This window comes from Streptomyces sp. NPDC051133, from assembly GCF_040682635.1.
Taxonomy (GTDB): Bacteria; Actinomycetota; Actinomycetes; order Streptomycetales; family Streptomycetaceae; genus Streptomyces.
Genome location: NZ_JBFBBK010000031.1, coordinates 36,951 through 49,864, shown reverse-complemented (window position 1 = coordinate 49,864; position 12,914 = coordinate 36,951). Strand labels below are relative to the sequence as shown.

Annotated in this window: 11 protein-coding genes; 5 read left to right on the top strand and 6 right to left on the bottom strand. The window is 75.1% G+C overall.

All coding sequences use genetic code 11. From position 1 onward, the window contains the following. Positions 1-75: 75 nt before the first annotated feature. Together efeB and efeU are read right to left on the bottom strand one after the other, a co-directional pair. Complete coding sequence (gene efeB, locus AB0N17_RS28680) at positions 76-1,347, bottom strand: iron uptake transporter deferrochelatase/peroxidase subunit (protein WP_366014471.1); 1,272 nt, start codon at positions 1,345-1,347, stop codon at positions 76-78. Between the two features lie 56 nt (positions 1,348-1,403). Further along, positions 1,404-3,434: an iron uptake transporter permease EfeU gene (gene efeU / locus AB0N17_RS28675; protein WP_366014418.1), complete on the bottom strand. Its 2,031-nt coding sequence runs from the start codon at positions 3,432-3,434 to the stop codon at positions 1,404-1,406. A gap of 208 nt (positions 3,435-3,642) precedes the next feature. Here efeU and AB0N17_RS28670 point away from each other — a divergent pair, with 208 nt between their 5' ends. From AB0N17_RS28670 to AB0N17_RS28660, 3 genes are read left to right on the top strand one after another with little or no spacing between them, the layout of a single operon-like run. Continuing rightward, positions 3,643-4,302, top strand: a complete 660-nt coding sequence (locus tag AB0N17_RS28670) for a DedA family protein (protein ID WP_366014417.1) — start codon at positions 3,643-3,645, stop codon at positions 4,300-4,302. Beyond that, positions 4,299-4,904: a phosphatase PAP2 family protein gene (locus tag AB0N17_RS28665; protein ID WP_366014416.1), complete on the top strand. Its 606-nt coding sequence runs from the start codon at positions 4,299-4,301 to the stop codon at positions 4,902-4,904. Before AB0N17_RS28670 ends, AB0N17_RS28665 begins: the two co-directional genes overlap by 4 nt. Positions 4,905-4,936: 32 nt before the next feature. Beyond that, positions 4,937-5,611, top strand: a complete 675-nt coding sequence (locus AB0N17_RS28660) for a phosphatase PAP2 family protein (RefSeq protein ID WP_366014415.1) — start codon at positions 4,937-4,939, stop codon at positions 5,609-5,611. A gap of 100 nt (positions 5,612-5,711) precedes the next feature. On the opposite strand, the gene AB0N17_RS28655 is transcribed toward AB0N17_RS28660, so the two are convergent. Both AB0N17_RS28655 and AB0N17_RS28650 read right to left on the bottom strand, forming a co-directional pair. Continuing rightward, positions 5,712-6,740 carry a lysylphosphatidylglycerol synthase domain-containing protein gene (locus AB0N17_RS28655; RefSeq protein WP_366014414.1) on the bottom strand — a complete coding sequence of 343 codons (1,029 nt, stop codon included), beginning with the start codon at positions 6,738-6,740 and terminating at the stop codon, positions 5,712-5,714. Further along, positions 6,737-8,224 carry a hypothetical protein gene (locus AB0N17_RS28650; RefSeq protein ID WP_366014413.1) on the bottom strand — a complete coding sequence of 496 codons (1,488 nt, stop codon included), beginning with the start codon at positions 8,222-8,224 and terminating at the stop codon, positions 6,737-6,739. The genes AB0N17_RS28655 and AB0N17_RS28650 overlap by 4 nt, the downstream gene beginning before the upstream one ends. 166 nt (positions 8,225-8,390) lie before the next feature. On the opposite strand from AB0N17_RS28650, the gene AB0N17_RS28645 reads away from it, so the two are divergent. Next, positions 8,391-8,774 carry a BlaI/MecI/CopY family transcriptional regulator gene (locus AB0N17_RS28645; RefSeq protein ID WP_366014412.1) on the top strand — a complete coding sequence of 128 codons (384 nt, stop codon included), beginning with the start codon at positions 8,391-8,393 and terminating at the stop codon, positions 8,772-8,774. After that, a complete protein-coding gene (locus AB0N17_RS28640) occupies positions 8,771-9,664 on the top strand; it encodes a M48 family metalloprotease (RefSeq protein WP_366014411.1) in 894 nt (297 codons plus the stop codon). Before AB0N17_RS28645 ends, AB0N17_RS28640 begins: the two co-directional genes overlap by 4 nt. Before the next feature lie 153 nt (positions 9,665-9,817). Here the strand turns inward: AB0N17_RS28640 and AB0N17_RS28635 are convergent, their stop codons facing one another. Together AB0N17_RS28635 and AB0N17_RS28630 are read right to left on the bottom strand one after the other, a co-directional pair. Further along, the gene (locus AB0N17_RS28635; RefSeq protein ID WP_366014410.1) at positions 9,818-12,172 is read right to left on the bottom strand and encodes a glycosyl hydrolase family 65 protein; all 2,355 of its coding nucleotides are present in this window, start codon (positions 12,170-12,172) and stop codon (positions 9,818-9,820) included. Beyond that, positions 12,169-12,909, bottom strand: a complete 741-nt coding sequence (locus AB0N17_RS28630) for a beta-phosphoglucomutase family hydrolase (RefSeq protein WP_366014409.1) — start codon at positions 12,907-12,909, stop codon at positions 12,169-12,171. The genes AB0N17_RS28635 and AB0N17_RS28630 overlap by 4 nt, the downstream gene beginning before the upstream one ends. Positions 12,910-12,914 lie beyond the last annotated feature (5 nt).

Sequence of the window (12,914 nt, the reverse complement as noted above, 5' to 3'; positions counted from 1 at the left end):
AGCCATGGATGGGAAAGAAGCCATGGGTGGGAAAGAGCCATGAGCGCGGAAGGGCCCGCCGTGCGGAGTGGGGGGTCAGGCGGAGAGCATGCCCCGGCCCAGCCAGTCCCCGGTGTCCCGCACGCCGGGCAGCGCGAAGAAGTAGCCGCCGCCCGTCGGGGAGATGTAGTCGACCAGGGGCTCGTCGATCAGCCGCGTCTGCACGGCCTCGAACTGGCGCTTGACGTCCTGCTGGTAGCAGCAGAACACCAGGCCCATGTCGAGGTTGCCGACGTTGTCCACGCCCCGGTCGTAGTTGTAGCCGCGGCGCAGGATGCGGGAGCCGTCCGTCCGGGCCGTGCGGGGGTTGGCGAGGCGGATGTGGGCGTCGAGCGGGATCGCGGTGCCGTGCGGGTCCTTGGCGTACTGGGGGATGTCGGTCTCCTTGGCGCCGTCGAGCGGGGCGCCGGTGTCCTTGCGGCGGCCGAACATCTTCTCCTGCTCGGTGAGCGAGACCCGGTCCCAGAACTCGACCAGCATGCGGATGATCCGGACGACCTGGTAGCTGCCGCCCCTGGTCCAGGCGGGCTCGCCCTGTCCTTCGCCGACCCAGATGAGCTTGCCGGTCTCGCGGGCGGAGGTGACGTCCGGGTTGGCGATGCCGTCCTTGAAGCCGAGCAGGTTGCGCTGGGCCCCGGTGGGCCGGGGGGCGTTCTGGAAGCCGTCGATGCGCCACTTGATCTGCATGGCGCCCCGGGTGTGCCGGGCTATGTCACGCAGCGCGTGCAGCACGGTGTCCTGGCTCTGGGCGCAGATCTGCAGGGAGAGGTCGCCGTGGCACTCGGCCGCGTTCAGGTGGTCGTTGGGGAAGGTCCGCATCGGGGTGAGCCGGGCGGGCCTGGCCTTGGCGAGGCCGTAGCGGTCGTCGAAGAGGGAGGCGCCCACGCCGACGGTGACCGTGAGGCCGTCCGCGGGGACCTGGGGGCCGAGGATGCCGTTGTCGGAGGGCGGCGCGCCGACCCCGAGGTCGGCGGGGGCGCCGCCGGAGGTGAGGAAGCGGGCCCGCTCGGTGAGGGTCCGCAGCAGGTCGGTGAGGCCCTTGCGGTCGTCGGCGATGACGTCGAGGGAGACGAAGGTGGCGGCGGCCGGCGCCGGGGTGGTGATGCCGGCCTGGTGGTCGCCGTGGAAGGGGATCCTCACCGTGCCGTCCGCGCCGGTGGCCTGCGCCTCGGCCGTGCCGCCGCTCTCGCCGAGGGCGAAGCCGCCGCCGGCCAGCACCGCTCCGGCGGCACCGGCGCCCAGGGCGGTCCGCACGAAGGAGCGGCGGGCGGGGCCGGCGGGGCAGGTCGGCGTGTCGGCGGTCGGCATCGGCGGGTTCCCTTCGGGGTGCTCGGGGTGTTCGGGGCGCTGGTGCGCGGTGGTCATCAGGCGGACTTCCGGATCTCGAGGAGGTCCGGGACCGGGGCGAGGTCTTCCAGCAGCTGGCCGGTGGCGCCGTCGAGGCGCTGCTTGTCGGCGGCGGCGAGCCGGTCGACGGCGGTCCAGTGGGACCCGGCGTGGGCGGCGTCCAGGAGCTTCTGCACGCGCGCGACGTCCGCGTCGACGGTGGGCAGCAGCTTCGGCGCGCGAGCGGTGAGCAGCGGCTTCAGGACGGTGAGCAGCTCGCGGGTGCCCGAGAGGTTGGCGTCGGCGGTGGCGAGGTTCGTGCCGCTGCCCTCGTCGGTGTCGCCGGTCAGCTCGAACTGCAGGGTGTTCTCGAGGATCTCGTGCGCACGCAGCGGCAGGTCGCCGGGGGCGAACTCCTGGCCCGGGAACGCCTTGCGGAGCCCGGCGGCGTCCGTGGCGAGCTGCTGCGCGGGTCCGGTCAGCTCCTTGGCCGGCCGGCCGTGCCACAGGCCGTACTCGAGCCGGTGGAAGCCGCTGAAGTCCTTGTCGTCGACGCCGTCCGGCAGTCCGTCGGCGCGGCCGTCGATCTTCTGGTCGAAGTCCTCGAAGGTGCCGTAGGCGGCGCCGAGGGAGGCGTAGGTGCGGTGGGCGGTCAGCCAGTCGGTGCGGGCCTTGCCCAGGTGGCCGCCCTCGATGTCGTCGGCGAGCGTCCTGGTCTGGCCGACGAGGGTGTCCAGGCCCTGCCCGACGTACGTCCTGTACGCCTTCAGGGGTGCGGCGAGGTCCTGCTCGGAGACGGGCACGACCGGCTTGGCCGCGCCGCCGCCGCTGACGCTGACCGGCTTGGAGGTGACCGCCCTGCCGCCGGTGGGGACGCAGCGCCAGGCGTAGGTGCCGCCGGCGACGGTGGCGACGAGATCGCGGGTGGTGCCGGGGGCCAGGCCCTCGATCTCGCCGTAGACGGCGCCGGTCGACGGGTCGACCAGGTACACCTCTGAGGTCTTGTCGCCGGTGTTGCGCATCTGGAACGTCTGCCGGCCCGGCTCCGGGGCGGCGAACCCCTTGCCGCACTCGGTCTCGGAGACGGCGACGGTCTGGTCTCCGGCGGGCTTGGGCCGGGAGAAGGCGACGACGAGTCCGGCGAGGACGGCGGGTACGGCGACCACGGCGGCCGGGACCACCCAGACCGGCCGGCGCCGCTCGGGCCGGGCCGGCTTCGGCCGCTGCGCGGGGCGCTCGGCGGCGGGGCCGGGCGCCGGCGCCCGTACGCCGCGGACGAACAGGCTCATCACGACGGCCAGGTAGGCGACGTAGGCCGCGACCTGGAGCCAGGTCATGGTGGGGGTCAGGTTGAACACGCCCTGGACGAGGGTGCTGTACCAGGAGCCGGCGTCGACGCTGCCGGCGAGGTCCACCGCGTAGGCGGTCCTGCCGGGCAGCACACCGCCCTCCTGGAGGTCGCGCAGGCCGTAGCCGAGGACGCCGGCGGCGATGACGATCAGGACGGCGCCGGTGGCGGTGAAGAACTTCGTGAGGTTGATCTTCAGGACGCGCCGGTACAGGCCCCAGCACAGGCCGGCCGCGATGACCAGGCCGATGCCGGCGCCGGCCAGCGGGCCCGCGGACTCGCCGGCCGCCCGCGCGGTGGTCCACAGGAAGAGGGCGGTCTCCAGGCCCTCGCGGCCGACGGCGAGGAAGGAGGTGAGGATCAGCACACCGGAGCCCATGGCGAGCGCGCCGGTGACCTTCTCCTTCAGCTCGCCGGAGAGGCTGCGGGCCGAGCGGCGCATCCAGAACACCATGGCGGTGACGAACGCGACGGCGATCACGCTGAGGGTGCCGCCGAAGGCCTCCTGGGCGGTCTGCGGCATCGACGCGGCGGTGAAGGTGAGGACGGCGCCGAAGCCCATGGCCACACCGACGGCGGCCAGGACGCCGGTCCACACCTGGGCGAGACGCGAGCGGGCCCCGGCCCGGACGAGGGTGGCGACCAGGATGGAGACGATGAGCCCGGCTTCGAGTCCCTCCCTCAGCCCGATCAGGAAACTCGGAAACGCGTCGTCCCACATGCCCTGCTGCCCTCCCCGGTTAGTGAAGGCATGCCTTACCTTCGCGGACCATCATGACCACGGCCGTGTAGTCAGCCGGTCATAAAGCGGCAATGCCCGGGCAAAGTCCGGGAACGATCGCCACCCTCCGTTCGTCTACAGTTCGGTAGACGGTCTACAAATGTGTAGTCGGATCTTGCCGACCCGTCCTAGGAAAGGGTGCACGGCGATGGCCACTCCCCCACCCCTGTCGTCGCAGCTCGCGGTCAACGTGCTCGACGCCCACTCGCTGCTGGGCGCCTTCGGCGTGCTCGGCGTCGGCGTGGTGCTGTTCGCCGAGACGGGCCTGCTGATCGGGTTCTTCCTGCCGGGGGACTCGCTGCTGTTCACGGCGGGGCTGCTGTGCACGGGGGCGTCGGACAGCGGGGTGCACCTGTCGCTCGGCCCGCTCCTCGTCACGGCGGCCGTCGGCGCGCTGGCCGGCTCGCAGTGCGGGTTCCTGCTCGGCCGGAAGGCGGGCGGCGCGCTGCTGGCCCGCAGCCGGTCGCCGAAGCTGCACGAGGGCGCGCGGCGGGCCGAGGAGCTGCTGGACCGGTACGGCCATGCGAAGGCGATCGTGCTGGCCCGCTTCGTGCCCGTGGTGCGCACGGTGCTGAACCCGATGGCCGGGGCGCTCGGCGTGCCGGCCCGGACCTTCACCCTCTGGCAGGTGGCGGGCGGCCTCGTCTGGAGTCTCGGTCTCACGCTCGGCGGATACGCGCTGGGCTCCTCGATCCCGAATGTCGACACGTATCTGCTGCCGCTGATCGCGCTGATCGTCGTCGTGTCGCTGCTCCCGGTCGCCGCCGAGGTGCTGCGCTCCCGCAGGGCCGCGAAGGAGGCCCGATGACGGCGCTCGCCCTGTCCGGGGCTTCGGTCGACGGACCGCTCTACACGGACGTGGTGGACCTCGCGCACCGCTCCCCGGCCTGGCTGGACGACACGGTCGCGGTGTGGTCGGCGTACGGACTGGGGGTGTTCGCGCTGCTCATGCTCGCGGGCTGGTGGCGGGCCCGCCGTCTGGGCGCGGCCGACGCGCTGACGGCTCTCGCCGTGCCGGTGGCCGTGCTGGTGGCGTACGGCGTGAACAGCGGGGTGAAGCTGCTGGTGCGCGAGGACCGGCCCTGCCGGGGGCTGGCCTTCCGCACCCTGGAGGCGTGTCCGGCGCGCGGTGACTGGTCCTTCCCGAGCAATCACACGGCGATCGCGTGCGCCGCCGCCGTCGCCCTGTTCTTCGTCGCCCGCTCGCTCGGGGTGCTCGCCTCGGTGTGCGCGCTCGCCATGGCGGCGTCGCGGATATGGGTCGGGGTGCACTATCCGCACGACGTCGTCGCGGGTGCGGTGACCGGCGCGGCGGCCGGGTTCCTGGTGATGCGGCTGGTGCGGCGCCGGCCGGCGGGGCTGGCGGGGCGGCTGTCCGGGACCTGGCTGCGCCCGCTGCTGGTGCCATGAACCGCGCGCAGGCCGCACCCGAGGAAGGGGCCGTGAAGCGCCCGACGGCCGCGCGTCGGGCGGGTGCCGTGGGCCTGGGTGCCTGGGTGGCGTTCGCCGTGCTGGCCCTGGCGGTGACCCGTGGCCACGGGGGCCCGCTCGGCCCGGACCAGGGCCTGCTGTCCTGGTCCGTCGGCCACCGTCCGCCGGAGGCCGTGGCGGTCGCGCGCGGGCTGACCGCCACCGGCACGGGGGTCGTGCCCTACCTCCTGGCGGTCCTGGCCGGGCTGATCGCGGGCCGCACCGCGCGGCAGCGGCTGCTGGCCGTGCCGCTCGCCGTCTGCTGCCTCGCCGCGGGCCAGGCGGTGCGGTACGGCGTGATGGAGCTGGTCGGCCGGCACCGGCCGCCGTCCTACGACTGGCAGACGCACCCCTCGGGCTGGTCGTTCCCCTCCGGGCACACCACCACGGCTGCGCTGACGGCCGGCCTGCTGATCCTGGCCCTGTGCCTGCGCGCCCCGCGCGGCCGGACCACGATGTGCCTGGTGGCCGCCTGCTGGGCGGCAGGGGTCGGGCTGACCCGCGTCTTCCTCGGCGTGCACTGGTTCACCGATGTGGTCGCCGGCTGGCTGTTCGCCGTCGGCTGGTCCGGCCTCCTTCTGTGGGCGGCGGCCGGCCGGCTGCCCGCGTGCCGCGTTCCCGCCGAACGCCGGGCGAGATCACGCTGAACCGGAGTCCAAGCCGGCCGCGGCGCGGGCCGCCCCGGCGGGCGGCGCGCTGACCGGTCCGATCCCCCTCCCGGCCGGCTCCTGAGGTCTCCCCCTGTCCTCACAGCGCCTTGCGGCGCATCAGCACCCCGAGCACCAGCAGGCCCGGCAGCAGGGGCAGCCAGACGGTCAGCATGCGGTAGCCGAGCACCGCGGAGGCGGCCGCCGCCGCGGGGGTGCCGGTGGCGGTGAGGGCGTAGGCCAGCGCGGCGTCGAGGGTGCCGAGGCCGCCCGGACTGGGCAGCAGGGCGGCGGCGCTGCTGGCGGCGAGGTACAGCAGGGCCACCTGGAGCGGGGGCAGCGGTACCGCGACGGCCCGGGTGACGGCGATGAGGACCAGCGCGTGCAGGGCGGCGAAGGCGAGGGAGCCGCCCCACAGGGCCGCCGCGCGGGCCGGCCCGGTGTGCAGCGCGCGGATGTCGGCCAGTACGGCGGTGAGGGCCCGGCGGCACCGTGGCCACCAGGGCGTCAGCGGCAGGGCCGCCACCAGCAGAAGGGCGCACGGTACGGCGGCGAGCACGGCCGGGGTGAGGTGCGGCAGCCGCAGCAGGCCGGGGCAGGCGGGGGCGAGCAGTGCGATCAGGACCAGGCGGACGGCCCCGCCGGCGGTGGCCTTGACGGCGAGCGCGCTGGCCGAACGTGCCGTGGGCAGCCCGCAGCGCATCAGGAACCGCAGGTTCACCGCGCCCGCGCCCAGCCCCGCGGGCAGCAGGTGGTTGGCGGCGGAGGCGGCGAACTGGGCGGCGACCAGCCGGGGCCCGGGCAGCCGCCGCAGGACGGCACCCTGCTGGGCGAGCGCCGAGGCGGCCCAGGTACCCACGGCCGCGGTCGCGCCGAGCAGCAGCCAGCCCGGGTCGGCCCCGGCCAGCCGCCCGGCGCCGCTCTCCAGCGTGGCCCAGTGCCGGCGGGCCAGGTACAGCACGCCGAGCAGGACGGCGAGGCAGACACCGGCGTGCCAGCGGGCGCGGCGCCGCCGGGCGGCGGTGCGCTCCGCGGGAGCCGCGCGGGGTCCGTCCGCGGTGGGGCCCGTGGGCTCTGCGGGCGTGACGGTCGTCGGTGCTTCCACGGATGCCTTTACGGGAGATGTCATGCGCCGCCCTCCGGCACGACGTAGTACAGCCGCTGGTCGCCGAGCGGCACGGACACCCAGGCGCGGGCGTACGCGGGCGGCCGGGAGCCCTTCGGCACCAGTGCGGCCACCGGCAGACGCCGGGCGGTCAGGGCGATGCCGTGCTCGGTGCTGTTGGCGTTGTGCCCGGTCGTGGCGGCGGAGGAACAGCCGGCGTAGAACGCCACCGGGATGGCCTCGTTCCCGGTGACCAGGCAGGGCGGCCGGACGCCCAGGCGGTGCAGCTCGGCCGCGGTGCGCGACCAGACCCGGTGTGCGGCGGTGGTGCCCCGCACGAGGTGTACGAGAACGGCCAGCTGGACCACGAGATGGGCTGCGAGCCCGAGGCAGACCAGGGTCACGACGACCGGGCGCCGGGACGGGCGCGAGGCGGTCACCAGGTGCGCGAGCGCGCCGGCGACGGGGAGGACGAGCAGGGCGTAGGCGGGCAGCAGGAAGCGGGGCGCGGCGTAGCCGATGAGGAACAGGTAGGGGAAGGCGGCCGTGGCCGCGCAGGCGAGCGGCAGCGCCGTGGCCGCCGTGCGCCGGGCGCGGACCGCGACGGTCAGCCCGAGCGCGGCGAGCGGGGGCAGGACGTACCACCAGACGGTGACCGCCGGGTTCGGCAGGTCGCCGGTGCACGGCCGGCACAGCGCCCGCCCGCCCAGGCTGCGCAGCTGGTCGACGACGGCGAGGTGCCAGCCGAGACCGCCCTGGATCGCCGAGCCGGCCGACAGCCTGCGCGCCAGGCCGCCGTAGCTCGTGCAGGCCTCGACCACCCATTCGACGGCCCCCGCGGCGAGCCCGCCGAGCAGGACGGCCAGGGTCCGCCAGGCGCGGCCGAGGAGGCCGAGCGCGAGCAGCGGCAGGACCGTCCAGACGGCGTCGACGGGCCGCATCCACGCCATCAGTGCCGCGCCCGCCGCGAGGCCCCACACGGCGGCCCGGTCCCGGGGGTGCGCGCGGGTGCGCAGGAAGCAGGCGACGGTGGCCAGGGCGCCGACGGCGACCCAGTAGTTGGGCATGGCCTGGGGACCGTAGAAGAGGGTCACCCACAGGGAGGCGAAGAGGGCGCCGGCCAGGGCGAGCACGCGGGCCGGGAGCAGGCCGCGCCAGGTCCGCAGGGCGAGGAACAGGGCGAGGCCGGAGAGGAGGGCGAGGTAGATCCGCAGCAGCGCGGTCGAGGAGGACCAGGAGGCGACCGGCGCGACGAGCAGGGAGACGCCCCGGGCGCGCGGGGCGCTGAAGAAGGCGGCCGGGGCGTGGGCGGAGACCTGGCTGACGTAGACCGTCTCGTCCCAGCCGAGGCCCATCCCGGGCCGGACGAGGAGCAGTTGGGCGAGGGTGAAGGCGGCGGCCACGGCCGCGAGCGGGGCGGTGACTCCGCGGTGCGAGAGGTCGTCGGGCGCGCGGCGGGGGCGCTCGCGCCGGAGTCCGGCGAGTGTGTCGTGCGCGCTGCCGGCCATGATCACCCCTCTGTTCCCGCCGCCCGGCGGGCCGCTGCCACCCTACAGTCTGTAGGGTGACAGACGGGAGGCGGGGGAAACACGGCCAAACTATCCCCTAGGGGGCGCCTCGGCCCGAGCAGGTGCGGCCATCCGGGGGCGCCCCTACGCGCTGTAAGGTTGGAGCATGGCTGGCACAGGGTCCCGGGGCAGATCGGAGCGGCGTGGCGCCGGGGCGCTGGAGAGCGAGGTACTGGCCGCCCTCTGGGCGACGGAGCGGCCGCTGACCCCGGCGGAGATCCAGGCCGAGATCGACGGCGACCTCGCCTACAACACCGTGCACACCATCCTCAAACGCCTGTACGACAAGGGGCTGGTGCTCCGTGACGCCGACGGGCGGCGGGGCGCGTACCGGCCCGCGAAGAACGCGGCGGAGCTGACCGCCGAGGCGATGCACGAGGCCCTGGACCGGGGCCCGGACCCGATCGCCACGCTCCAGCAGTTCGTGACCGGACTCAGTCCCGAGGAGGAGCGGGCGCTGCGCGAGCTGCTCGCCGGAGGGGGCGCATGAGGTACGACGTGTACACCCCCCTGCTGCTGTCGCTGGTGCTCGCCCTGGCCGGCCCGGCGATCGCCCCCAGGGTCGCTCCGGCGCTCGCCACACGCGTGCTGACCTCGGCCGCCGTACTGACCGCTGCGGCCACCACCTGGTCGCTGGTGCTGCTGGCCGCCGCGCTGCTCGGGGACGCGCCACCGGTGGTCCGCGAGGCCCGGCAGGACGGGCATCCGGTGGTGGACCCGGTGCCGGAGGCGATCGGGCTGGCCGCGTGTGCGGCGCTGCTGGTCGTCGCCCTCAGGGTGCACCGCGCGGTGCGGGCCGAGCGGCGCACCCGGCGGGCACTGCGCCGGCTGTGCACGGGGCAGCCCGCGGACACCGAGCTGATCGTCGCCGCCTCCGCGGTGCCGCAGGCCTTCGCGATCCCCGGCCGGCCGGGCCGGATCCTGGTCACCTCCGCGATGCTGAGCGCGCTCCCGCCCGGCGAGCGGCGGGTGCTCCTCGCGCACGAGCGCGCCCACCTCACGCACCGGCACGGGCCGCTGGTGACGGCGGCGACACTCGCCGCGGCCGCCAACCCGCTGCTGACGCCGGTGCGTTCGGCCGTCACCTTCCTCGTGGAGCGCTGGGCGGACGAGCAGGCGGCGAGCGCGGTCGGGGACCGGCGGGCCACCGCCCGGGCGCTGGCCCGGGCCGCGCTCTGCGCCGGCCGGGCCCGCACGGCCTGCGCCCTGCAGTTCACCGACCGGGCCGTCACCCGCCGCATCGCGGCCCTGCAGACCGGCCCGCCGCCGTCGCTGTGGCCCGCCGCGCTGGCCGTCCTCGTGCTCGGCGCGCTCGCGGCGCTGCTCGCCGCCGACGCCACCGGCGACCTGCTGGCCGTACTGTCCGGCGCGCTGGACTGAGACAGCGCGCCCCGTCGGTGGGCGCGCCGAACCGGCCACGCCGCGACGGACCTCCACCGTCCGGCGGGAGGCGCCGGAGTCCGCGGCCACCCGGCACCGGGCGCACGGCAACACCCGCCTCCCGCCGTCGGCCGGGCTCGGCCGGCAGGAGCCTCAGCCGCCGTTCGGCGCGCGGTGCGGCGGCTGTTCGGGGGCGGGTCGGCGCGTCACCGGCGGCACGGTCCGCACGGCCGGGTCGTCGGTGCCGACCGTCAGCGGCTCGCCGTGGTGGTGCAGGGTCAGCGGCGGGCCGTCCAGCAGCAGGTAGGTGGCCTTGTCGGCGCCGATGTCCACGCGCAGCCGGCGCCCGCGGAACTGGACGTTGAAGGCGAGCCGGCGCAGCCGTTCGGGCAGCCGGGGCGCGAACCGCAGCCGGTCGCCGGCCCGGCGCATCCCGCCGAAGCCCGCCACCAGCGCCATCCAGGTACCGGCCAGCGAGGCGATGTGCAGCCCGTCCCGCGTGTTGTGCTCCAGGTCCCGCAGGTCCATCAGCGCGGCCTCGGCCGTATAGGCGTAGGCGAGGTCCAGATGGCCCGCCCGGGCGGCGACGACGGCCTGGCAGCAGGCGGACAGGGAGGAGTCCCGTACGGTCAGCGGCTCGTAGTAGGCGAAGTTCCGGGCGATCTGCTCCTCGTCGTGCTCCGCGTCGAACCAGTCGCCGCAGGTGTACAGGGCCAGCACCAGGTCGGCCTGCTTGACGACCTGTTTGCGGTACAGGTCGAAGTAGGGGAAGTGCAGCAGCAGCGGGTACTGGTCGGGGCGGGTGCCGGCGAAGTCCCAGCGCTGGTAGCGGGTGAACCCGGCGTGCTGTTCGTGGACGCCGAGTTCGTGGTTGTACGGGACGTGCATCGCCTCGGCCGCGTCCCGCCAGCCGGCGCCCTCCTCCTCGTCCACGCCGAGCCGGCGCGCCTCGCGGGGGTGGCGTTCGACGGCGTCGGCGGCGGCTAGCAGGTTCTGCCGGGCCATCAGGTTGGTGTAGGTGTTGTCGTCCGCGACCGCGCTGTACTCGTCGGGCCCGGTGACGCCGTCGAGGTGGAACACGCCGTGCGCGTCGTGGTGGCCGAGCGAGCGCCACAGCCGGGCCGTCTCCACCAGCAGTTCCACCCCCGCCTCGCGCTCGAAGGCGGTGTCGCCCGTGGCCTCGACGTAGCGGACGACCGCGTCGGCTATGTCGGCGTTGACGTGGAAGGCGGCGGTGCCCGCCGGCCAGTACGCCGAGCCCTCCGACCCGGCGATGGTCCGCCACGGGAACGCGGCCCCGCCGAGCCCCAGCTGGGCGGCGCGCTCGCGGGCCTCGTCCAGGGTGTTGTACCGCCAGCGCAGCGCCTCGGCGACGGCCGCGGGCGCGGTGTGGGTGAGCAGGGGCAGCACGAACATCTCGGTGTCCCAGAAGGCGTGCCCGTCGTAGCCGGAGCCGGTCAGTCCCTTCGCCGGGATCGCGCGCTGCTCGGCGCGGGCCCCCGCCTGCAGGACGTGGAACAGCGCGAACCGGACGGCCTGCTGGATCTCCTCGTCGCCCTCCACCTCGACGTCGGCGCGCGCCCAGAAGTCGTCCAGGCAGGCCCGCTGGTCGGCCAGCAGGCCCTGCCAGCCGTCGTGCGCGGCGGCGGCGAGCGCGGCGTCGACCTGGTCGGCCATCGCGGGCAGCGAGCGGGTGCCGGACCAGCCGTGCGCGACCAGCTTCTCCACCCGGAGCGTCTGCCCGGGCTCCAGCACGGAGGTGACGGTCAGCCGGGCCACGTCGATGTCGCTCTCGCTGCGGGTGGTGGTGCGCTCCGGGCCGCTGACGACGTGGTCGGCGGCCACGGCCACCCGCAGGCCGCTGCGCCGGGTGCGGTGCACCAGCCGCAGCCGGTCACCGGAGGAGAAGTGGTCCTCCTGCTCCAGCGGGGACTGCAGTGCCATCGCCGCGCGCGGGTCGCCGTCGGACCCGGGCAGGCTCTCGTTGGCGACCAGCTCCGACTGGATCACCACCCGGGTGCGGCAGTCGACCGGCTCCACCTCGTAGGCGACGGCGGCGACCGCGCGCTGGGTGAGCGACACCAGCCGCGTCGAGCGCACCCGGACCGTGGAGCCGGCCGGGGAGGTCCACTCGCAGGTCCGCTCCAGGACCCCGCGACGCAGGTCCAGCACCCGCTCGTGGGAGACGAGCCGGCCGTAGCGCAGATCGAACGGCTCGTCGTCCACGAGCAGCCGCAGGACCTTGCCGTTGGTGACGTTGATGACCGTCTGGCCCGACTCGGGATAGCCGTACCCGGCCTCCGCGTACGGCAGCGGGTGCACCTCGTGCACGCCGTTGAGGTAACTGCCGGGCAGACCGTGCGGTTCGCCCTCGTCGAGGTTGCCGCGCCAGCCGACATGGCCGTTGGACAGTGCGAACACCGACTCGCTCTGGGCGAGGACGTCGAGGTCGAGGGCGGTCTCGCGGACGGCCCACGGCTCGACGGCGTACGACCGGTCGGTGATCACTGCTTGCCTCCCAGCTCGGCGAGATCCTTGACGACGACGCTCGCCCCGTGCGCGTACAGCGCGTCGGCCTGGCCCACCCGGTCCAGTCCGACGACGTAGCCGAAGCCTCCCGCGCGGCCCGCGTCCATGCCGGCCAGCGCGTCCTCGAACACGGCCGCCCGCGACGCCTCCACGCCGAGGTCCCGGGCGGCGGCCAGGAAGGTGTCGGGGTGCGGCTTGCCCGGCAGGTTCCGCTCGGCGGCGACCACGCCGTCGATGCGGACGTCGAAGAAGTGCTCGGCGCCGACGGAGCGCAGCACGTCCCGGCAGTTGGCGCTGGAGGAGACGATCGCCGTGCGCAGCCCCTGCGCGCGGACCGCCTCCAGATAGCGCAGGGTGCCCTCGTAGGCCTCCACGCCCCCGGTGCGGATCTTCTCCAGCAGCAGGCGGTTCTTGCGGTTGCCGAGCCCGTGCACGGTGCGCGCGTCCGGCGGATCACCCGGACCGCCCTCGGGCAGCCGGATGCCGCGCGAGTCGAGGAAGGCGCGGACGCCGTCGGCGCGGGGGCGGCCGTCGACGTACTCGTCGTATTCGGCGACCGCGTCGAACGGCCGCGCCTGCGCGCCCTCGTAGTCCCGCAGGAAGGCGTCGAAGGTCTCCTTCCAGGCGGCCGCGTGCACGACGGCCGTCTTGGTGACCACCCCGTCGAGGTCGAAGAGGCAGGCCTGGATGGTGTCGGGCAGACCGAGCTGAGTCATACCCA